The organism is Streptomyces racemochromogenes, from assembly GCF_039535215.1.
In the GTDB taxonomy this organism is placed as follows: Bacteria; Actinomycetota; Actinomycetes; order Streptomycetales; family Streptomycetaceae; genus Streptomyces; species Streptomyces racemochromogenes.
Window position 1 is genome coordinate 6,157,927 of sequence record NZ_BAAAWT010000001.1, and the last position, 20,495, is coordinate 6,178,421.

Below are 20,495 nucleotides of genomic sequence, written 5' to 3' on the forward strand. Positions count from 1 at the left end.
GACACCGTGCCCCACGACGACGCCCCGCCCGGCGGCGCCCCGCCGGCGCCCAGCCTGCGGGCGCTGACCGACGCGGGCTTCGACACCGACCGCCTGAGCGAGGACCAGCTGGAGGTCCTGCGCGCCCTCGCCCCGGAGGAACTGGCCCTGCTCGTCGACATCAGGGGGCGGCTCGACGCGGCGGCCCCCGAAGTACAGGCCCACGCCGACGTCGCGGGCGGCGCCCTCTTCTGACCCCTGCCGCCCCGCCGCCCCGCGTCCACCGGAGGAACCCATGCCGTGCACCTCGTGCCGCAGCGCACTGCCGCCCGACGCCCGGTTCTGCCCCGCCTGCGGCAGCCCGTGTGCCGAGGGGCCGGTCACGGCCCGGCCGACCGGGCGCAAGGTGGTGACCGTCCTCTTCTGCGACCTGGTGGGCTCCACGGCGCTCTCCGGAGCGCTCGACGCGGAGACCCTGCGCTCGGTGACGCTCCGCTGGTTCGACCTGATGCGGCTGCGGATCGAGGAACAGGGCGGCACCGTCGAGAAGTTCATCGGGGACGCCGTCATGGCCGTCTTCGGCGTGCCGGCCGTACGGGAGGACGACGCCCGCCGCGCGGTGGCCGCCGCCCTGGGCATGCGGGAGGCGCTCGCCGGCCTCAACCTCCGGCTGGAACAGGGCGTCGGCGTCCGGCTCGAGATGCGCATCGGCCTCAACACCGGTCAGGCGGTGACCGGTTCGGCGACAGCGCGGCAGGCGATGGTCTCCGGCGAGGTGGTCAACGTCGCCGCCCGCCTGGAACAGAACGCCGCCGCCGGGGAGATCCTCATCGGACCCGGCACCCTGGCCGCCGCCGGGCCGGGCGTGCGGACGGCGCGGACCGGCCCGCTGCTGCTCAAGGGCAAGAAGGACCGGGTCGCCGCCCACCGCCTGCTCGGCCTGGACGAGGAGGAGGGCCCGGAGGCGCTGCGCCGGTTCGACCTCGCCTTCATCGGCCGGAGCCGCGAACTCGCCCTCGTCGACGAGGCGCTGGAGCGCGTGGTCCGCACCCGCCGGGCCGGCCGCCTGGTCGTCGGAGGGGAGGCGGGCCAGGGCAAGACCCGCCTCCTGCGGGAGTGGCTCCACCGGGCCACGGCCACGGCCGGCGGCCCGCGCCACGGCGTCGGGCGCTGCCGGGCCCGGGGCGAACAGCCCACCCTCGGACCCCTCGCCGACGCCGTCGCCGACCTCCTCGGGACCGGAGCGGCCGCCCCCTCGCCCGAACTCGACCTGCTCCGCCAGGGCCTGCTGCTGGACGGGACCCCCAACCCCTCGCCCGCCGACACCTGCGCCGCCCTCGCCAAGGTCCTCGCCGGCCTCTCCGCGGCCGAACCCGTGGTGCTGGTGATCGACGACTGCCACTGGGCCGCGCAGCCCCTCTTCGACGCCCTCGACCGGCTGCTGCGCGCACTCACCGACGCGGCCGTCCTCATCGTGCTGCTCACCCGCCCCCAACTGTTCGACGCACGGCCCGCGCTGTCCCTGGAAGCCGTGCCCCTCGGCGGGCTCTCCGACGCCGAGGCACAGCTCCTCGCCGCCGAGCTGACCGGCGGTACGGCGCACGGCGGCCCGCTCGGCCAACGGGTCCTGGCACGGGTCGGCGGCAACCCGCTCCACCTGGAGCAGCTGCTGGTCGCGGGCGACCCCGTCGACGCGGACAGCGTCCCGCTCCCGCTCCAGGCCCTGATCGGGGCCCGGATCGACGCGCTCGACCCGCCCGAGCACCGGGCCCTGGGCCTGGCGTCCGTCCTGGGCGGCGACTTCACCGCCGGCGAACTGGCGGAACTCGCCGGACGGCCCGCGCCGGAGTGGACCGGGCCCGGGCTGCGGCCCGTGCTGCACCGGCTGGTCCGGCACCGCCTGATCAGGCCGGACGGCGAGGCGTTCCGCTTCGCCGGGGGACTGATCCAGGAGGTCGTCTACGCCAGCCAGTCCAAGCAGGACCGGGCCGACCGGCACGAACGGGCGGCCCGGCTGGACTCGGTCCGCCGCCGGGGCAGCGCGGCGGTCGGCGGCCATCTCGAACAGGCCTACCGCTACCGGGTCGAGCTCGGCGCCCAGGACGCGCACACCGACGGGCTGCGCCGGCGCGCCGCCGACGCCCTCGCCGAGGCCGGCCGCCTGGCACTGGCCCACGCCGACCCGGTGTGGGCGGCCGACGTGCTCACCAGGGCCACGGCCCGGTACGCGCCCGGCGAGCCGGGCAGCACGGCGGCCCGCAGGCGGCTCGGACAGACGCTGCTGGACCTCGGGCGCGCCCCCGAAGGCAGGGCGCTGCTCGAAGAGGTGCTGGCCGAGGCCCGGGCCGGCGGAGGGGAGGCGGTGGAGACCGCGCACGCCCGCCTCGCCCTGGCCTCCGCCGGCCGGTCCGCCGGCGCATCCGGCGGCCCCGGCCCCGCCGCGGCCGACGAGTCGCCGGCGGAGGCCGCCGACGCCACCCTGCCCGTCTTCGCGGCCGCCGGCGACGAACTCGGCCAGGCTCGGGCCTGCCTGCGGCTCGCCCAGCGCGCCCAGGAAGAAGGCCGGCACCGGAGGGCGGAGCGGCTCCTCGCGGGCGCCCTGGACCACGCCGTGCGCGCCGACGCCGAGCCGGAGCGGGCCGCGGCCCTCGGCGCGACCGGAGTCTCGCTCTGGCGCGGCCCCCAGCCGGTACCGGACGCCGTGGCCCGCTGCCGCGAACTCCTCGCCGGCCAGGGAGCCGGCCGCCGGGCCGTCCGGCTGACGCTCAACTGCCCGCTGGCGGTGGTGCTGGCCCTCCACGACGACCGCGACGGGGCCTCGGCCTGCCTCGCGGAGGCCGGGCACCTCGCGAAGCGGCTCGGCTACGCGGAGGCCGACGCCTTCCTGCCGATCTTCACCGCGGCCGTCGCCGACCTGGCCGGCCGCCGCGAGGAGGCGCTGCTGAGCCTGGAACGGGCCGCCACCGCCGCGCGCGACCTGGGCGCCACGGCCCTGCTGCGCAGCGCCCTGCTGGACACCGCCCGCATCCGGCTGGACCTCGGCGACTGGCGGACCGCCCGCGGCACCCTCGCCGAACTGGACGCCGAGCGGGCCCGGCCGGCCCGGCCGCGGGCCGAGTCGGCGGACCTCGACGGCCTGCGCGCCCGCATCGCCGCCGCGCAGGGACGGGCCGCGGCCGCCACCCGGCTCGCCGCCCGGGCGCTCGCCACCGCCGCCCGCACCGACTCGCCCCTCGTCCAGGGCACCGCCGCCCTCGACCTCGCCCGTACGGACCTCGCACTGGACCGCCCCGCCGACGCGGCCGCCGCCGCGACGCGCGCCCGCCGTCACTTCGCCGCCAAGGGCCACCTCCCCGCCGTACGCCGGGCCGAGGCCGTGCTCTCCCGCTGCCACGGCCTCTCGCCCTGGCACGGACCCGCCACCGGACGGGCCGCCGCAGCCGGAAAGGAAGGACCACGATGACCGCCGCGCCCCAACCGGGGCCCGCACTGACCTGGGGCCTGCGGGGGCGGAGCGCCGCCGACGTGCCCGTGGAGGCCGACGGCCCGCCGGACCCGCCCGAGCAGGGCCTGGTCGGCGGCTCCGGGCACGGCGTACGCGTCTGCGTCGTCGACTCGGGCGTCGAACGGGACCACCCCATGGTCGGCCCGGTCGACCGGTCGTGGCGGGTCTTCAAGGACGACGACGGGGTCCACGTCGAGGAGACGGAGGAGGGGGACGCCTGCGGCCACGGAACCGCCTGCGCCGGGATCATCCGGCGCACCGCGCCGGACTGCGAGCTGTCCAGCATCCGGGTGCTCGGCGACCGGTTCTCCGGCAGCGGGGACGTCCTGCTCGAAGGGATCCGGTGGGCCGTGCGCCAGCGCTTCGACGTGGTCAACCTCAGCCTGTCCACCACCCACGACCGCTTCGTCGAGGAACTGCGCCGGCTGGCCGACGAGGCGTACTTCCAGCAGACCGTGATCGTCGCCGCCGCGCACAACACGCGCGTGGAGAGCTTTCCCTGGCGCTTCTCCTCGGTGATCTCGGTCGGCAGCCACCAGGAGGACGACCCGGACCTCCACCTCTACAACCCCGAGCCCCCGGTGGAGTTCTTCGCCCCCGGCCAGAAGGTCCGGGTGGCGTGGCTCGGCGGCACCTCGATCAGCAGCTCCGGCAACAGCTACGCCACTCCGTTCATCTCGGGGCTGTGCGCGCGGATCCTGTCGAGCGGCCCCCGGCTGACACCGTTCCAGCTGAAGAACGCCCTGTACCTGTCCGCAGCCAACGTCCGTGTGCACGGACGCCGGTAACGACCGGCGCCGGAAGGGAAGCCCCATGGCCCAGACGATCGCACCCGCCGCGTCCGCGACACCCCGCCCGGATCCCGCCGTGGCGGAACTCCTGCAGTCGGTGGTGGACACCGCACGCGCCATCTTCGGCGCGCAGGCGAGTTCCGTCATGCTCCTGGACGCCGCGGCCGGCGAACTCGCCTTCGAGGCCGTCTCCGGGCAGGGACAGGAGTTCCTGGTGGGCCGCCGCTTCCCGGCGGGCCGGGGGATCGCCGGGTGGGTCGCCGCCTCGGGGGAGCCGATGGTGGTCGACGACCTGCGCGACAACGCCTCCTTCGACCGGGACATCGCCGAGTCCACCGGCTACGTCCCGGACGCGCTGATGGCCGCCCCCCTCGTCCGCGGGGACCGGGTCCTCGGCGTCCTGGAGGTCCTCGACCCCTCCCCGCAGGCCCGGTCCGGCCTGCCGGAACTCGACCTGCTGGGCCTCTTCGCCCGGCAGGCCGCCGTGGCCCTGCACGTGCTGACCACCCGCACGCCCCGGCGGCCCCCGCGGACGCCGGACCTCCGGGAGGCGCAGGACGCCCCGGACGGGCCTTCGCGCACCGAACTCCTGCGCCTGCTCGCGCAGGCCCGCCGCCTCCTCGGAGAGTGAGCGGCGGCGGCCGGCCGGGGCGTCAGCTGGAGAGGGCCTCCAGGAGCCGGCCGACCTGCGGGTCGGGCAGGGAGCGGGCGACGTCGGCCTGGGCGACGATGCCGACGAGGGTGTGGCCGTCGATCACGGGCAGGCGGCGGACCTTGTGCTGCGTCATCGTGCGCAGGATCTCGGCGGTGTCGTCGTCGGCCCCGATGGTGACCGCCTCGCCCTGGGCGAACTCGCCGGCCTTGCAGGTGGCGGGGTCCTTCCCGGCGCCGAGGACCTTCACGACGATGTCGCGGTCGGTGAGCATGCCCTTCAGCCGCTGGTCGCTGCCGCAGATCGGGAGCGCGCTCACCCCGAGGCCGGTCATCTTCTTCGCCGCGTCCAGGATGCTGTCGTCCGCCCCGACGCAGGTCGCGTCCGGCGTCATGATCTCGCGTGCGGTGGTCACGGTGTGCCTCCCGAGGCGTGATCGGCCACGGGGCCGGTCCCGGCGGCCCGCTACCGGCCCGCCTGCCCCCTGCCGGGGCCCCCAAGCAGCCGCCGCACGGGTCATTGGGCACGTCCCGCAGGCATGGGTCGGCCGTGAGTGGACAGCCGCCGCTTAGCGGCCGTGAACCCGGGCCGCGGGGAACCGGAGCCGTGCGCAGCGGAGGAGGACGTGATGAAGGCCGTGACCTGGCAGGGCCGCCGCAAGATCGAGGTGGCGAACGTTCCGGATCCGCGGATCGTCGAACCCACGGATGCCGTGATCGAAGTGACGACGACCGGACTGTGCGGATCCGATCTGCACCTGTACGAGGTGCTGGGGCCGTTCCTGGACGCGGGGGACATCCTGGGACACGAACCGATGGGGGTGGTCGCCGAGGTGGGGCCGCAGGTCCGGGAACTGAAGGCCGGCGACCGGGTCGTCGTACCGTTCAACGTGTCCTGCGGAACCTGCTTCATGTGCGAGCGCGGGCTGCACTCGCAGTGCGAGACGACCCAGGTCCACGAACACGGCAGCGGCGCGAGCCTCTTCGGGTACACCAAGCTCTACGGGCAGGTCCCCGGCGGGCAGGCCGAATACCTGCGCGTCCCCTTCGCCGACACCCTCCCCATCCGTGTTCCCGAGGGACCGCCCGACGAACGGTTCGTCTACCTGTCGGACGTCCTGCCGACCGCCTGGCAGGCCGTCGTCTACGCGGACGTCCCGCCGGGCGGCAGCGTCGCCGTCCTGGGCCTCGGACCCATCGGCGACATGTGCACCCGCATCGCCGCCCACCGGGGGGCCGGCCGGGTGATCGGCATCGACCTGGTGCCCGAACGGCTCGCCCGTGCCGCCGGAAACGGCGTACAGGTCTTCGACCTGCTCCAGTACGGGGACCAGCTCGTCGACGCCGTCCGCGGCGCCACCGGCGGCCGCGGCCCGGACGCCGTGATCGACGCCGTCGGCATGGAGGCCCACGGCGGCGCAGGCGCCAGGGCCGCGCAGACCGCCACCGGCCTGCTCCCCGACGCCCTGGCCGCCGCGCTGATGAAGAAGGCCGGCGTGGACAGCCTGGCCGCCCTGTACCTGGCCGTCGACCTCGTACGCCGCGGCGGCACCGTCTCCATCTCCGGGGTCTACGGCGGAGCCGCCGACCCGATGCCGCTGCTGACGATGTTCGACAAGCAGATTCAGCTGCGCATGGGACAGGCCAACGTCCGCCGCTGGGTCGACGACCTGCTCCCCCTGCTGACCGACGGAGACCCCCTCGGCGCCGAGGGCTTCGCCACGCACCACCTGTCCCTGGACGACGCCCCCCGGGCGTACGAGGACTTCCAGAAGAAGAGGGACAACATGGTGAAGGTCCTCTTCCACCCGTGACGGACCCGCAGGGGCATCCGCGGGCATCTCCGCAGGCGTTTCCGCACCCGCCCCGTGGGCAGGCGGCCGGTATGGACCAGGCGAGGACCACCGGCCCGTGCCGGCTGCTGCTGGTGCGGCACGCGAAGGCCGTACCCAAGGGCCAGCCGACCGACGACTTCGACCGCCCGCTGAGCGACCGGGGAAGGGCCGACGCCCCCCGCACGGGCCGCTGGCTCGCGGACAGCGGGTTCGCGCCCGGCCTGGTGCTCTGCTCCCCGTCCCGCAGGACGCGCCAGACCTGGCAGCTGGCGGCCCCCGCGCTGGCGGACCCGCCGCCCGCCGTGTACGACGACCGGCTCTACAACGCGGCCCCGAGCGTGCTCGTCTCCGTCCTGGCCGAGCGGGGGCGGGGCCTCGGGTCCCTGCTGCTGGTCGGCCACAACTCGGGCATCCACGAACTGGCCGCCGGCCTGTGCGGCAGCGGACCCCCGGACCTGCTGGAGCGGGTGGCGGCGGGCTTCCCGACCTCGGGCGTGGTGGTGGTGGACGTACCCGGCGGCTGGGAGCGGCTGTACCCGGGCAGCGGGACCGTGGCGGCCGTCTGGTCGCCGTCCGACTGACCCGCCGAGGAGCCGGCCGGGCGCCCGCCGAGAACCCGGCGGGCGCCGCGTGCTGCACCCTGCGAGCCTCACCCCTCCCCGTCCTCCTCCCCTTCTCCGTCCCCGGACCGCAGGAGCCGCAGCACGGCGCGTTCGACGCGTCCGTGGGTGGCCGGCCGGCCGAAGACGCCGTCCTCGCCGAGCGTTCCGAGGGCCGGGGCGACCGTCTCCCCCTCCTCGTAGAGCTCGATGACGCGCGGATGGATGTAGGAGGCCCTGCACACGGCGGGGGTGTTCCCCAGGTACCCGCTGACCTCCCGCACGGCGCGGGCCACCACCCCGTTCCGGCGGGCGGGGGAGCCGTCGGCGGTGCCCTCGGACACGGCCAGGGCCACCGCGGCCAGCACGGTCGCGTACCAGGTCCTGAAGTCCTTCGCGGTCACGTCCTGCCCCGACCGGTCCCGCAGGTAGGCGTTGAGGTCCTCGGCGTGGAGCTCGTGCCACGCCCCGCGCTCCCAGTACGCGAAGAGCCGCGGGCCCGGCTCCCTGCGCCGGAGCAGCGCCCGGACCACCGCGTGGGCCTGCTCGTCGACGAGGGCCCGGGTGACCTGCTTGCCGGACTTGGCGGGGAAGCACAGGCGGATCTCCCCGCCACGGCAGGAGGCGTGCTCCCGCAGCAGGGTCGTCAGCCCGAAGCTCCCGTTGTCACGGGCGTAGCGCTCCCCGCCGACGCGCAGGAAGCCCAGGTCGAGGAGGCGGGTCAGGCAGGCCAGCACGCGGACGCGGGTCAGTCCGCGCCCGTCGAGGTCGCTCGCCACCCGCTTCCTCAGTCGGGGCAGCGAGCGGGCCACCCGCTGGACGTGCGCGTGCTTGGCCGCGTCCTGCCGCTCCCGGAAGCGCGGGTGGTAGAGGTACTGGCGCCGACCGGCGGCGTCCGTCCCCACCGCCTGGACGTGGCCGTTGGGCCAGGGGCAGACCCAGACGTCCTGCCAGGCCGGCGGGATCACGAGGGCGCGCACCCGTTCACGGTCCGCCGGGGACAGGGGCAGCCCGTCCGTCCCCAGGTAACGGAACCCGCGGCCGTGCCGCACCCGGCGCCACCCCGGGCCGTGCGGGTCGCTGGTCCGCAGCCGCGCGGCCACCTGCCGTCAGTCCGCGTCGGAGTGGGACTGCGTCCGCAGGGTCCACGCCCGCCCCGGGCAGTCGTAGGGGAGGGGAGGGAACCGGTGCCCGCGCACGTCGGTGCTCTTGCTCCACAGGTGTTCCCTGCCGTAGTCACAGGCGTAGATGTCGCTCTGCGTGACGATCTCACCCGGTTTCCACTGCTCTGTCTGCTTCATGCCGGGCGCCTACCCCGGTACGTGCCGGCGCACCCGGGTCCCGACGCGACGGGGTTCATTCCGGCGGAGCGGGTAGGCGGCCGACGAGAACGGCCGAGGAAGCAGGGGCGGGACGGCGTGCTCCGCCCGGCTTCCGTTCGAGAAATCCGGGAGAACACATGACCACGAAGCGCACCCCTGCGGCATCGCGGCCGGACGACGCCGGTCTGCCGGGCAAGCCCGGACCGGTGTCCCCGTCCGTGGCCGAACCGGTGGACCCCGCGGCACCGCTCCCGCCCAAGGCGGACCAGGAGGGCCCCGAGACGGTCGGCCCCACCGGCCAGGCCACCGGGGCGGACCAGTCGCAGGTCGCACAGGGCGGCGCGTACCTCACCACCGCCCAGGGCGCGAGGCTCTACGAGAGTGACCACTCCCTGAAGGCAGGACCCCGCGGGCCGGTCCTCCTCCAGGACCACCACCTGCGCGAGAAGATCACCCACTTCGACCACGAGCGGATCCCCGAGCGCGTTGTCCACGCGCGCGGCGCCGCGGCGCACGGCGTCTTCCAGGGCTACGGCACGGCCGGTGAGGTCACGCGGGCCGCCTTCCTGGCGAAGGGCGTGGAGACCCCCGTGTTCGTCAGGTTCTCCACCGTGCTCGGCTCGCGCGGGTCCGCCGACACGGTGCGCGACACCCGGGGCTTCGCGACGAAGTTCTACACCGACGAGGGCACGTTCGACCTGGTCGGCAACAACATCCCGGTGTTCTTCATCCAGGACGCCGTCAAGTTCCCCGACGTCATCCACGCCGGCAAGCCGCACCCCGACCGGGAGATACCGCAGGCGCAGAGCGCCCACGACACGTTCTGGGACTTCGTGTCCCTGCACACCGAGGCCACCCACCACACCCTCTGGAACATGTCCGACCGGGGCATCCCGCGCTCCTACCGGATGATGGAGGGCTTCGGCGTCCACACCTTCCGCCTCGTCGGCCCGACCGGCGACACCTCCCTCGCGAAGTTCCACTGGAAGCCGAGGCTCGGGGTGCACTCCCTGGTCTGGGAGGAAGCCCAGCTGATCAGCGGCACCGACCCCGACTTCCACCGCCGGGACCTCTTCGACGCCATCGAGGCCGGTGCGTTCCCGCAGTGGGAGCTCTGCATCCAGGTCTTCCCCGACACCCCGGAGCAGACCTTCGAGGGCATCGACCTCCTCGACCCCACCAAACTCGTCCCCGAGGAGCTGGCCCCCGTCCAGCCCATCGGGCTGATGACCCTGAACGCCAACGTCAAGAACTTCTTCGCCGAGACCGAACAGGTCGCCTTCCACCCCGGCCACCTCGTCCCCGGGATCGACATCACCGACGACCCCCTCCTCGCGGGCCGGCTGTTCTCCTACCTCGACACCCAGATCAGCCGGCTGGGCGGCCCCAACTTCGGCCAGATCCCCGTCAACCGGCCGCACGCGCCCGTCAACGACATGCTCCGCGACGGCATGCACCAGAGCGCCGTCCACACCGGCGTCGCCCCCTACCGGCCCAACAGCCTCGACGGCGGCTGCCCCTTCCTCGCGGGCGCAGACACCGCCGCCTTCGTGGAAGCCCCCGTCGAGGTCCCCGCGGCGAGCAAGGTCCGCGAGGCGCCCGCCTCCTTCTCGGACCACTTCACCCAGCCCCGGCTCTTCTGGCTCAGCATGACCCCGCCCGAGCGCGAACACATCATCGCCGCCTACACCTTCGAGCTGGGCAAGTGCCACGAGCAGGCCGTCCGGGAACGCACCCTGGGGGTCCTGGCGAACATCGACCCCGAACTCTGCGCGCAGGTGGCCGAAGGCCTCGGACTGCCCGCCCCCGCCGCGACCGTCCCCCTCGTGACGCCCGATCCCAGCCCCGCCCTCTCGCAGCTGGGATCCACCTGGCCGGCGGACGGCCGGGTGGTCGGCCTGATCGCCGACCCGGCGTCCGACCTGGACGGCGTACGGACCGCCCGGCAGGCCGTCCTGGACTCCGGCATGGTCCCGCTCGTCGTCGCCCCCACCGGCGGCACCCTCGCCGCGGACGGCGACCCCATCACCGTCCAGCGCACCTACGCCACCGCCCGGTCCGTGGAATTCGACGCCCTGCTGCTCGCGGGCACGCCCGCACCGGGCTCCGACGCCCACGGCGCACGGGACGCGAAGGCCGGGGCACCCGCGCCCGAGGCCTGCGACCCGCGGGTCGCGCTCCTGCTCACCGAGGCCTACCGGCACGGTAAGGCCATCGGCGGCTGGAACGGCGCCGCCGGGCTCCTCGGCGCCCTGGGCATCGCCGCCGACGGCCCCGGCGTCACCCTGGGCGAGGACGGCGCTTCGGCCGTCGAAGGGGTCACCGAGGCCCTGGCCGGCCACCGGGCGTGGGACAGGTTCCCGCCCGCCGCCTGACCCGGCCCCCGCCTGACCCGCCCCCGCCCGACCCGGCCGGGGCGGTCACGGCCGGGTCGGTCACGGCTTCTTCGGGGACGCCCCCTCCCCCCGGGACGGGGCGCCGGCCCCGGACCAGGAGCGCCACAGGGCCGCGTAGGCCCCGTCGGCCGCCAGGAGTTCGGTGTGGCTGCCGAGTTCGACGATCCGGCCCGCCTCCATCACCGCGATGCGGTCGGCGTCGTGCACGGAGTCCAGCCGGTGCACGATGGAGATGACCGTGCGGCCCTCGATCAGGGCCGCCAGCGAGCGCTCGACGCGGCGTGACGCCGTCGAGTCCAGCAGGGCGGTGGCCTCGTCCAGGACCAGCGCGTGCGGGTCGGACAGCAGCAGGCGGGCCAGGGCCAGCTGCTGGGCGTGGGAGGGGGAGACCGGGGCGGCGCCCGGGCCGATCTCGCTGTCCAGGCCCTCGGGCAGGGAGCGGGCCCAGTCCGCGAGGAGGACGGTCTCCAGCGCCTCCCACAGGCGGTCGTCCGCCGGGCCGGCCGGGTCCGTGGTCCCCTCGGCGTCCCCGGCGGCCCCCGCCTCCTGGGCGGCCAGGGTCAGGTTGTCCCGCAGCGTGCCCGTGAACACGTGCTGCTCCTGGGTGACCAGGACGACCTCCTGCCGCAGCTGGCCCACCGGCAGCCGGGCCACGTCGGCGCCGCCGATGCTGACGGTCCCCCGGGTGGCGTGGTGCACCCCGGCGAGCAGCTTGCCCAGAGTGGACTTGCCCGCCCCCGAGGCGCCGACGACCACCAGCTTCTCGCCGGGGGCGATGGTCAGGTCGATGCCGCTGAGCACCTCGCGGCCGGGACCGTAGCCGAAGCCGACGCCCTCCAGGCGCAGGGCGTGCCCGTCGAGCACGGCGGGCGGACGCGGTTCCTCCCTGGGCAGCCGTTCGACGCCGAGGATGCGCCGCAGCGCGGCGTTCCCGATCTGCAGCTCGTCGGTCCAGGTCAGCAGGTCGTTGAGGGGTTCGCCGAGGGCCTGGACGTAGAGGACGACGGCGGTCAGTTCCGCCAGCCCGACCTCCCCGCGCTGATAGGCCAGACCCCCGATCAGGAGGGTGAGCGCCATCGGGACCATGGTGGCCAGGTCCAGGCTGGGGAACCAGATGGTCTGCAGCCAGGTGGTGCGCTGCCGGGTGCGGACCACCCGGTCGACGGCCGCGCCGTGGCGGCCGGTCTGCCGGGGGCCGAGGCCGAGGGCCTCGATGGTGGCGGCGCCGCGGGTGCTCTCGTGCGTGACGGCCAGTACGTCGGCTTCCTGCGCGAGCAGCCGCTCGTACGCGCGGGTGGCCCGCGGCCGGTACCACCACGTGGACAGGGCGGCGAAGGGCACGCCCGCCAGCAGGCCGAGGGCGAGCAGCGGCGAGGTGAGCAGGATCGCCGCGAAGGTGAACACCAGGGTGACGGCGGCCAGCGCGATGCGCGGGACGGCCTGGCGGATGCTCTCGTTCAGCCGGTCGGCGTCGTTGGTGGCCCGGCTGAGCAGGTCGCCGGTGCCGACGGCCTCCACCTCGGACAGGGGCAGCCCGAGGACGCGGCGGACGAAGCCCTCGCGGGTGCGGGCCAGGACGCGTTCGCCGAGCAGGGTGGCCTGGGTGCGGGCGGCGCGGGCCAGGAGGGCGTGGGCGACGAGGATGGCGACGAAGGTCAGGGCGAGGACGTCGACCCGGCCGGCGGTGGTGCCGTTCTTGATGGACTCGACCAGGTGCCCCAGCAGCCGAGGGCCGATCAGTCCGGCCACCAGGGCGGCGGCGAACAGTCCGAAGGTGAGGGCCAGCCGGCGCGCCTCGGTACGGACGAACGCGCCGGTCCAGGCGCGGACCTCGGCCCGGTCCGCGAGGGGCAGGCGCCCGGCGGCGGACGGTCCGGCGGGAGCGGGGTCCACGGCGGTGTCCGGGTCCGCCGCGGGGGCCCGGGTGGAGGCGGGGGTGGTGGTCATGAGGGCACTCCTGCGGAGCGGTGGGGGCCGTCGGCGGCGGCGTCCGGTTCCGCGGCGAGGCGGACCGTGCGGTCGGCGGCGCCGCGCCACAGGGGGCTGTCGGAGAGCACCACGGTGGTGCGTCCGGCGCGCAGCGCGGCGACCCGGTCGACGATGCGGGCCTCGGTGTGGGCGTCGACGGAAGCGGTGGGGTCCTCCAGGACGAGGACGTCGGGGGCGGCGAGCAGGGCGCGGGCGAGGACGAGGCGCTGGCGCTGGCCGCCGGACAGGGCGCGGCCGCCCTCGTCCAGCCACGCGTCCGGTCCGCCGGGCAGGGCCGCGACGACGTCGGAGGCGTCGGCCGCGTACAGGGCCCGGGCCAGCGCCTCCCGGGACCGCGTGGAACCGGCGCTCAGTTCCTCGCGCACGGTGCCGCTGAAGAGGGTGTCGGCCGGTCCGGAGCGCAGCAGCCGCGCGGACAGCTCGGCGGGGTCCACCCGGTCCAGCGGTACGCCGCCCAGCCGGACGGCCGAGGGGCCGGCGGGCCCGGGGCGGGCGAGCCGGTCGGCGAGGTCGGCCATGCGGTCGGCCGGGCCGGTGAGCACGGTGAGCCGGCCGGCCTCGGCGGTGATGCCGCTGTCGGGGTCGGTCAGGGCGAGGGCCCCGGCGGGCAGCGGCTCGGGGAGCTCGGGCCGCACGGTGTCGGGGGTCAGGCGCAGCAGGGTGCAGACCCGGCCGGCGGCGACCTTGGCGAGGCTGAGGGTCTCGGCGGCCTCGGTGGCGGTGCTCACGGGCAGGGTGAGGAAGGCGGAGGCGCCGTAGAACGCGACGAGTTCCCCGGCGGTGATGGTGCCGTTCAGGGCGAGGCGGGCACCGAGCCAGACGATCCCGACGGTGACCAGCCCCGGCAGGAAGACCCCGGCGGCCTGGAGCCAGGCCTCCATGCGGCCGGCGGACTCGCCGGCCCGGCGGACCTGCTGGCTGGTGCGGCGGAAGCGGGCCGCGAAGGCCGCCTCGCCGCCGATGCCCCGCAGGATGCGCAGCCCGGCGACGATGTCGCCGGCCTGGGAGGTGGCGACGCCCATCAGCTCGCGCTGCGCCTCGTCGCGTTCCTGGAGGGGCCGCAGCAGCGGGCCGATGCTGAGCACGGCGGCGGGGACGCCGACGAGCACGGCCAGTCCGAGGACGGGCGAGGTGACGGTGAGCGCCACGGCCACGAGGACGGCGGCGACGACCGCGCCCACGGTGCGGCCGATGACCTCGAAGGAGTTGCCGATGCTCTCCACGTCGGCGGCGGCGGAGGCGGCGACGTCCCCGGCGCGGGCCTTGCCGCGCAGGGTGGCGCCGAGGCGGACCACCTGACGCATCAGCACCCGGTGCGTGGTGGACAGGGCGTGGGCCTCGGCCCCGACGGCGGCCTGGATCAGGCCGGCGCCGGCGAGGGCCTGCAGGACGCCGAGGCCGAGGGCGAGCAGCGACCACAGGTACAGGCCGGTCTGCGCCGTGTCCTGCCCGGCCGCGTCGATCGCCCGGCCGATGACCAGCGGGACCAGCGCGAGGGGGATCATCCAGAGCACGCCGAGCGCGGCGGCAAGCACAAGCGGCCAGGGCCGGATGCGCACCAGCCACCACAGGTAGGCCCAGGGGCCGCGGGAGTCCGCCTCGGGGACGGCGGCGGGGTCGACGGAGGCGTCGAAGAGGCGGTTGCTCACAGGTACCGGTCCAGGGTGCCCGCGCGGTCGACCTTGCCGGTGCGGGTGTGCACGAGTTCGGGCACGGCGATGATCCGGTCGGGGACCAGGGGAGCGGGCACCGCCTCCCGCAGCCGCTCGCGCAGGTCCGCCGTGCCGTCCCCGCTTCCGGCCGGGCCGGACAGGACGACGAACGCCACCAGCGCCGTGTGGTCGCCCTTGCGGTGGCCGGCCGCGGCGACGGCGGTGACGCCGGGGAGCCGGCCCAGGGCCCCCTCCACGTCGAGGAGGTCCACCCGGTGGCCGCGGATCTTTACCTGGTGGTCGATGCGGCCGTGGAAGACGAGCGAGCCGTCGGCGGTCTCCGTGACGAGGTCCCCGGTGCGGTACCAGCGTTCGCCGCCGGGCGCGGGATCGCCTGCCGGGAACCGTTCGGCGGTCCGCTCCGGGTCGTCCACGTAGCCGAGGGCCAGCTGGGGCCCGGCCAGGAGGAGTTCGGCCGGCCCGTGCGGCGCGTCGGGGCGGGGTACGAGCACCTGCCGTACGGAGGGCAGCGGCCGTCCGATCGGCACCCCGGCGGGGAAGGAGGCGGGCGCGCCCGGCCCGGCGAGGACCGCGCTGTGGGTGACGAGCGCGGTCTCGGTCGACCCGTAGGTGTTGAGCAGGACGACCTCGTCCGCGCCGAGCCGCCGCCAGCGCTCCAGCATGTCCGGGCGGACGGCCTCGCCGCCGATCACGACGGTCTCGAGCGAGGCCGGCACGGTCCGCCCCGAGTCCAGCAGGTGGCCGGTCCAGACGTGCCAGTAGTCGACGGGCAGGTTGACCAGGGTGATCTCGTGGTCGGTCAGGACCCGGTCGAGGTCGGCCTCGCTGTCCTCCTCCAGGACGACGAGCCCTCCCGCCAGCAGGACCGGCAGGACCTCCTCCAGGCTGGTGTCACCGTCCATGCGGTGGAAGTTGAGGGCCACGGTCTCCGGCCCGACGCCGTACTGCCGCCGCAGCGGGGGCAGTACGGCGTGCAGCGCGCCGTGCGGGATCGCGGCGGCCTTGGGGGCGCCGGTGGAACCCGAGGTGAACAGCACGTACGCGGGGTCCTCGGCCCGCACCGGTTCCCCGGTCTCGCGGGGCGGGGCCTGCGTCCGGCCCCAGTTGGGCCGCAGCACCCGGTCGACGGCGGACACCTCCCCCGGGCCGGCGGTGGCGATCAGCTCCCGGCAGCCGAGCCGGCGCAGGGCCGCGTCGGCGTGGCCGGCGGGGCCGTCGGCCACGGGGACGTAGGCGCGGCCGGCGGCGAGGACGCCGAGGACGGCCGCGATGTCGCGGGCCGTGTGGTGGACCTGGACGGCCACCGGCGGCTGCGCGCCCGCCGGGCCGCGGGTGGCGACGAGGTCGGCCACGGACCCTGCCCAGCCGGCCAGTTGGCCGTAGCCGACGGTCACTCCGTTGTCGACGACCGCGGGCCGGTCCGGGTCGGATCGGGCGAGGGCGAAGAAGGGGTCGAGCACGCTGGGCAGGGTCATGGCAGCAGGTTCCGGTCCGTCCGTGGGGCGTTCAGCGGGTGGGTGCCTCGGGGGCGGTGGGCGACAGTGCGGTGAGGAGGTCGGTGAGCAGGGCCCGGTGGCGGGCGGCGAGCGCGCGGACGGTCGCCGCCCTGTGCAGGGCGGTGGAGTACCACCACTCGACGCGCAGCGTCCCGTCGTCGGTGGTGGCGATCACCTCCACCGCGTGCGGACGGGTCCAGTGCGGCGCGGTGATGTCACCCACCGGTTCCGGGGCCGGATCCGTCAGCAGGGTGCCCAGCGGCAGGGAGTCGCCGTCGTCGCCCTCGTAGTCGAACGAGACGTCGCTGGGCGGGGCGCCCCGCAGGACGGCGGCCGTCCGGGGCCGGCCGTACCGGGCGAGCGCTCCGTGGCCGACCCCGCCGCCGGGGAGGGCCGCGAGGTGGCCCACGGTCCGGGCCAGCCGTTCGGCCGGGGTTCCGGGAGCCAGGTCGAGGCGGACCGGGACGGTGGCGGTGAACCAGCCCGTGGTGCGGGACAGATGGGTGTCCCCGACGCTCTCCTCGCGGCCGTGGCGCAAAACGTCCACGCGTACGGCCGGCTCGCCGAGCCGCTCGCCGAGGGCCTCCCCGAGCGCGTGCAGCACGAGGTCGCCGGGGTGGGCCCGGTGGGCCCGGGCGGCGGCGTGGAGGCGGGCGGTGAGGTCCGGCGGGAACTCCTCCAGGTGCGTGGCGGCGGTGGCCGCGGTGTTCGCGGCCCGCGGGTCGGCCTGCGCCGGCGCCCCCTGCCCGGCGGCGGGCAGGTCCGGCGGCAGCGTGGCGGGGGTGCGGGCCACCTGCGTCCACCACTCGGCCTCGGCCTCCGCCTCGGGGGTGCGGGCATGGGCGGCCAGGGCCTCGGCCCACTCGGGGTACGAGGTGCCCTCGGCCGGCCAGACGTCGTCCCGGCCGGCCTCCAGCGCCGTGTAGGTCTCCTCCAGGTCGGCCAGCACCACCGACCACGACAGCATGTCGATCGCGAGCTGGTGGAAGACGATCAGCAGCCGGCCGGGCCGGGAGGGACCGGCGTCGAACCGGACGAAGCGGGCCACGCGGCCCGCCCGCGGGTCCAGGGAGCGCTGCTCCAGCTCGCACCGGAGGGTGACGGCCGCCGACAGGTCGGCGTCGGCGAGCTCGGAGATCTCCACGGTGTCGAGCACCGGGCCCAGGGCGTCGGCGGGCGGCCCGTCGGTCGCCAGGGCCGCCGTCCGCTGCCGGGGCCGCCGCGCGGGACGCTCCTCGACGGCGAGGCGGAGCGAGGCGTGGCCGGCGACCAGCCGCCGCACGGTCTCGGCGAACAGGTCCGCGTCGATGCCCGGCCGGGTGGTGAAGAGCATGGCCTGGTTCCACTGGCCGCGTTCGCCCGTCTGCTCCTCCCACGCCTGTTCCTGGGAGGGGGTGAGGACGACCGGGTCGTGTGCGGTGCCGGGCGGGGCGGCCTCGGCTCCGCCGCGGCGGGCGGCCCGCTCGGCGACCAGCGCGGCCAGGGAGGCCGCCGTCAGTCTGGGTGCGAACAGCTCGCGCAGCTGCACCCGTACCCCGTACGAGGTCTCGATGCGGCGGGCGGTGCGGATCAGGTCGATGGAGTCCACGCCGAGGTCGCGCAGCGGGGCGGTGAGGTCCGTGTCGGGGGTCAGGACCGCCTCGGCGAGCCAGCCGGTGAGGCGGCCGTGGATCTCCTCGGCGGCGGGCTCGGCCGGGACGGGCGGCGCGGCGCCCGTCCCGGTCGGCGGAGCGTCCTGGTGTGCGGGGGCGGTCACGCGCCGGCCTCCCCCAGGGCTCCGGCGGGGCGGCGCACGAGGAACGGGCCGAGGGCGAGGGCGTCCAGCGGCAGCCGGTGGAAGGTGGCGAGGGCGTCCCGGGGCGTGCACACGACGGGTTCGTCACGGCCGTTGAAGGAGGTGTTCATGACGACGGCGGTTCCGGTGTGCCCGCCGACCTCGCCGATGAGGCGGTGGTAGAGCGGGTCCACGGCGGCGGAGACGGTCTGCGGACGCGTGGTGCGGTCGCTGTGGACCACGGCCGGCATGGCCGCGGCGCCGGCGTCGGTCACCGGGGTGGTGACGATCATGTACGGCAGCGGGGTGGCGGTGCCGATCAGGGCCTCGGCGGCCTCCTCCTGCATGCTGGGGGCGAACGGGCGCCACGCCTCGCGGTCCTTGATACGGATGTTGACCCGGTCCCGGGTGGACTCCGGGTCCGGCACGGCGACCAGGCTGCGGTGGCCGAGGGCGCGGGGGCCGCCCTCGGCGCGGCCCTGGAACCAGCCGGCGACTCCGCCGGAGGCCAGGACGCCGGCGGTGGCCGCGGCGATGTCGGCGGGCTCGGTGAACGCGGTGCCGGTGGCCTCCAGGACCTCGCGTATCTCCCCGGCGGACCACTGCGGGCCCCAGGCGACCGAGCCGGTCATGGGCAGGATCCGGTCGCCCTCCTCGGCGGCGGCCCAGACCGCGGCGCCCAGCGAGACGCCCGCGTCGCCCGCTATCGGCTGGACGAAGAGGTCCCGGACCTCGGGCATCCGCATGAGCTTGCCGTTGAGGGTGGCGTTGAAGCCGACCCCGCCGGCGACCATCAGCGTGGTCTCGCCGGTCTCCCGCAGCAGGCCGCGGACCAGGCCCGTCACCGCCCGCTCCAGCGCGGCCTGCGCGGTGGCGGCGAGGTCCCGGTACTCGAACGGGTCCCGGTCGGTGGTCTTGGCGTACCGGCCGCTGCGCGGGTCGAAGCGGCGCACGGTGCGGTTGGGGGCGTCCTGGAGGGTCTTCTCCAGGTGCTCCAGCCAGTACCGGATGGTTGCCGTCTCCTCGTCGGTGGTGCCGGTCGAGCGCAGGTCGGGCGGGACGACGCCGACGGTGAAGTCCTCGTCGGTGAAGCCGAGGGCACCGCCGAAGGTGAGGTCGCCGGGGGTGCCGTAGGAGGCCAGGCCCATCATCTTGCCGGCGTTGTCGGCGCCGAGGCCGGCGTAGGCGCAGACGGCGGCGTAGAAGTAGCCGAGGGACCAGCCGGGGGTGTGGGAGCGCAGGGTCTTGATCCGGCCGTCGATGCCGACGGCGAGGGTGGTGCTCGCGTTCTCGCCCTGGCCGTCCAGGACGAGGACGGCGCCCCGGTCGCGTCCCGAGAGGAGGTAGGCGCTGGCGGCGTGGGCCACGTGGTGGTCGACGAACGTGAGCCGGGGGTCGCGGGAGCGGGGGAAGAGGGCCTTGGGCAGGAGGTGTTCGAGGGCGTCGGCGTCGCTGTCGAACCAGTCCAGGCCGCGGTCCGCGAAGAGCGTGGGCAGGTCCCACCCGTGGGCGACGACGTCGATGTCGTCCAGGGTGAGACCGCCCTCCGCGAGGCAGTAGGCGGCGGCGTTCAAGGGCGCCTCGCCGTAGGCGTGCTTGTTGCGGGTGAAGCGTTCCTCCTCGGCCAGGGCGATGACTTCGCCGTCCACGACGAGGCAGGCAGCACCGTCGTGGCTGGCGCCGGGCCAGCCGTTGACTCCGAGCACACGCATGGTCAGTCCCCAAGGGTCGGTCGTCGGGTCCGCCGGGTGCGCCGGGGCCCAGGCCGCCGGCGTTCCGGTCATGCCAACGGATCTTGGCGGTCCGCCGGGTTGTACACGACCTGGGAGTTTGTGCGGAGGTCCGCGGCGAAGATCGCGGAGGCCGCCTTGAGCACGGCGTTGGCGTGCCGCAGTTCCTTGACCTCGCTGCGCAGCCGCCGCAGTTCGGCCCGCTCGTCGGCCGTCAGGGAACCGGCGGCGATCCGGCGCCGGCCGGGGCCGGCCCCGCGTTCGGGCGGCGCGGGGGAGCGGGGCGCGGCCGCCCTCCCGGCGGGGGCGGGCCCCTCGTCCGCGGGGCGGCGCTGCCCGGCGGACGGCTGGGGCGGCACGAGGCCGGAACCGCGCGGCTGTCCGCGGGCGGGGGCGTCGGGTCCTTCCAGTTCGCTGCTGAGCCGGTACCAGCGGCGGGCCCAGGACTCGGGGTCGCCGTCGCAGGCGGCCACGTAGGCGAGGGTCACTTTCAGCGAGGGTTTGTGCAGCCCGCGGGCCGCTTCGGCGAGGGTGGCCACGGAGTAGTGGGCGCGTTTGGCCATGGTCCGGTAGGAGGGGTTCCCGGCTTGCCTGCGCAGAAGGCGCAGGTCGTGGGCGAATTGCTCCAACGGTCCTGCCGTGGGGTCCAGTAACCGCTCTGGCCTGGGCATGCTTCTCCCCCTGCTCGTCGATGGTGTTGAACGAAGCGCATGGTCCATCCGGGCCGTACAACCTGGTCGAGGCGCACGGCGGGG

General features: G+C 75.7%; 16 protein-coding genes. 7 read left to right on the forward strand and 9 right to left on the reverse strand.

Annotated features, from left to right (window positions below):
* Positions 1 to 6 precede the first annotated feature (6 nt).
* From ABD973_RS28305 to ABD973_RS28320, 4 genes are read left to right on the forward strand one after another with little or no spacing between them, the layout of a single operon-like run.
* Positions 7 to 234, forward strand: coding sequence for an aroma-sacti cluster domain-containing protein (locus ABD973_RS28305; RefSeq protein WP_125823881.1), 228 nt, complete (start codon positions 7 to 9; stop codon positions 232 to 234).
* 40 nt (positions 235 to 274) lie between these two features.
* Positions 275 to 3,442 carry an adenylate/guanylate cyclase domain-containing protein gene (locus ABD973_RS28310; protein ID WP_345502785.1) on the forward strand — a complete coding sequence of 1,056 codons (3,168 nt, stop codon included), beginning with the start codon at positions 275 to 277 and terminating at the stop codon, positions 3,440 to 3,442.
* Positions 3,439 to 4,272: a S8 family peptidase gene (locus ABD973_RS28315; protein WP_125820331.1), complete on the forward strand. Its 834-nt coding sequence runs from the start codon at positions 3,439 to 3,441 to the stop codon at positions 4,270 to 4,272. Before ABD973_RS28310 ends, ABD973_RS28315 begins: the two co-directional genes overlap by 4 nt.
* A gap of 25 nt (positions 4,273 to 4,297) precedes the next feature.
* The gene (locus tag ABD973_RS28320) at positions 4,298 to 4,906 is read left to right on the forward strand and encodes a GAF domain-containing protein (RefSeq protein ID WP_345502787.1); all 609 of its coding nucleotides are present in this window, start codon (positions 4,298 to 4,300) and stop codon (positions 4,904 to 4,906) included.
* 22 nt (positions 4,907 to 4,928) lie between these two features.
* Here ABD973_RS28320 and ABD973_RS28325 read toward each other — a convergent pair whose 3' ends face one another.
* Positions 4,929 to 5,342: a CBS domain-containing protein gene (locus tag ABD973_RS28325; protein WP_345502789.1), complete on the reverse strand. Its 414-nt coding sequence runs from the start codon at positions 5,340 to 5,342 to the stop codon at positions 4,929 to 4,931.
* 213 nt (positions 5,343 to 5,555) lie between these two features.
* Between ABD973_RS28325 and ABD973_RS28330 the strand changes: the two genes are divergently transcribed.
* Together ABD973_RS28330 and ABD973_RS28335 are read left to right on the forward strand one after the other, a co-directional pair.
* On the forward strand, positions 5,556 to 6,740 hold the full coding sequence (locus tag ABD973_RS28330) for an alcohol dehydrogenase catalytic domain-containing protein (protein WP_125820330.1): 1,185 nt from the start codon (positions 5,556 to 5,558) through the stop codon (positions 6,738 to 6,740).
* A 71-nt stretch (positions 6,741 to 6,811) separates the two neighbouring features.
* The gene (locus ABD973_RS28335) at positions 6,812 to 7,342 is read left to right on the forward strand and encodes a SixA phosphatase family protein (RefSeq protein ID WP_125820329.1); all 531 of its coding nucleotides are present in this window, start codon (positions 6,812 to 6,814) and stop codon (positions 7,340 to 7,342) included.
* A 68-nt stretch (positions 7,343 to 7,410) separates the two neighbouring features.
* On the opposite strand, the gene ABD973_RS28340 is transcribed toward ABD973_RS28335, so the two are convergent.
* Positions 7,411 to 8,412: a DNA topoisomerase IB gene (locus tag ABD973_RS28340; RefSeq protein WP_345504779.1), complete on the reverse strand. Its 1,002-nt coding sequence runs from the start codon at positions 8,410 to 8,412 to the stop codon at positions 7,411 to 7,413.
* Between the two features lie 57 nt (positions 8,413 to 8,469).
* A complete protein-coding gene (locus ABD973_RS28345) occupies positions 8,470 to 8,661 on the reverse strand; it encodes a hypothetical protein (RefSeq protein ID WP_345502792.1) in 192 nt (63 codons plus the stop codon).
* A gap of 158 nt (positions 8,662 to 8,819) precedes the next feature.
* Here ABD973_RS28345 and ABD973_RS28350 point away from each other — a divergent pair, with 158 nt between their 5' ends.
* Positions 8,820 to 11,057 (forward strand): catalase, encoded by a 2,238-nt coding sequence (locus tag ABD973_RS28350; protein WP_345502794.1) that lies wholly within the window; start codon positions 8,820 to 8,822, stop codon positions 11,055 to 11,057.
* A gap of 60 nt (positions 11,058 to 11,117) precedes the next feature.
* On the opposite strand, the gene ABD973_RS28355 is transcribed toward ABD973_RS28350, so the two are convergent.
* The 6 genes from ABD973_RS28355 to ABD973_RS28380 all read right to left on the reverse strand — a co-directional run bounded on the left by ABD973_RS28355 (position 11,118) and on the right by ABD973_RS28380 (position 20,369).
* Positions 11,118 to 13,025, reverse strand: coding sequence for an ABC transporter ATP-binding protein (locus ABD973_RS28355; protein WP_345502796.1), 1,908 nt, complete (start codon positions 13,023 to 13,025; stop codon positions 11,118 to 11,120).
* Positions 13,022 to 14,716, reverse strand: coding sequence for an ABC transporter transmembrane domain-containing protein (locus ABD973_RS28360; protein ID WP_125820324.1), 1,695 nt, complete (start codon positions 14,714 to 14,716; stop codon positions 13,022 to 13,024). Before ABD973_RS28360 ends, ABD973_RS28355 begins: the two co-directional genes overlap by 4 nt.
* Positions 14,713 to 16,215 carry an AMP-binding protein gene (locus tag ABD973_RS28365; protein ID WP_125820323.1) on the reverse strand — a complete coding sequence of 501 codons (1,503 nt, stop codon included), beginning with the start codon at positions 16,213 to 16,215 and terminating at the stop codon, positions 14,713 to 14,715. The genes ABD973_RS28360 and ABD973_RS28365 overlap by 4 nt, the downstream gene beginning before the upstream one ends.
* 31 nt (positions 16,216 to 16,246) lie before the next feature.
* Positions 16,247 to 17,992 (reverse strand): condensation domain-containing protein, encoded by a 1,746-nt coding sequence (locus tag ABD973_RS28370; protein WP_345502799.1) that lies wholly within the window; start codon positions 17,990 to 17,992, stop codon positions 16,247 to 16,249.
* Positions 17,989 to 19,722, reverse strand: coding sequence for a carbamoyltransferase family protein (locus ABD973_RS28375; protein ID WP_125820321.1), 1,734 nt, complete (start codon positions 19,720 to 19,722; stop codon positions 17,989 to 17,991). Before ABD973_RS28375 ends, ABD973_RS28370 begins: the two co-directional genes overlap by 4 nt.
* Positions 19,723 to 19,790: 68 nt before the next feature.
* Complete coding sequence (locus tag ABD973_RS28380) at positions 19,791 to 20,369, reverse strand: XRE family transcriptional regulator (RefSeq protein ID WP_241253157.1); 579 nt, start codon at positions 20,367 to 20,369, stop codon at positions 19,791 to 19,793.
* Between the last annotated feature and the right edge of the window lie 126 nt (positions 20,370 to 20,495).

Excerpts from the sequence above, each read along its gene's own strand:
- ABD973_RS28310 (WP_345502785.1), top strand. The coding sequence starts at position 275 with ATGCCGTGCACCTCGTGCCGCAGCGCACTGCCGCCCGACGCCCGGTTC.
- ABD973_RS28315 (WP_125820331.1), top strand. The coding sequence starts at position 3,439 with ATGACCGCCGCGCCCCAACCGGGGCCCGCACTGACCTGGGGCCTGCGG.
- ABD973_RS28320 (WP_345502787.1), top strand. The coding sequence starts at position 4,298 with ATGGCCCAGACGATCGCACCCGCCGCGTCCGCGACACCCCGCCCGGAT.
- ABD973_RS28330 (WP_125820330.1), top strand. The coding sequence starts at position 5,556 with ATGAAGGCCGTGACCTGGCAGGGCCGCCGCAAGATCGAGGTGGCGAAC.
- ABD973_RS28335 (WP_125820329.1), top strand. The coding sequence starts at position 6,812 with ATGGACCAGGCGAGGACCACCGGCCCGTGCCGGCTGCTGCTGGTGCGG.
- ABD973_RS28345 (WP_345502792.1), bottom strand. The coding sequence starts at position 8,661 with ATGAAGCAGACAGAGCAGTGGAAACCGGGTGAGATCGTCACGCAGAGC.
- ABD973_RS28350 (WP_345502794.1), top strand. The coding sequence starts at position 8,820 with ATGACCACGAAGCGCACCCCTGCGGCATCGCGGCCGGACGACGCCGGT.
- ABD973_RS28355 (WP_345502796.1), bottom strand. The coding sequence starts at position 13,025 with ATGACCACCACCCCCGCCTCCACCCGGGCCCCCGCGGCGGACCCGGAC.
- ABD973_RS28365 (WP_125820323.1), bottom strand. The coding sequence starts at position 16,215 with ATGACCCTGCCCAGCGTGCTCGACCCCTTCTTCGCCCTCGCCCGATCC.
- ABD973_RS28375 (WP_125820321.1), bottom strand. The coding sequence starts at position 19,722 with ATGCGTGTGCTCGGAGTCAACGGCTGGCCCGGCGCCAGCCACGACGGT.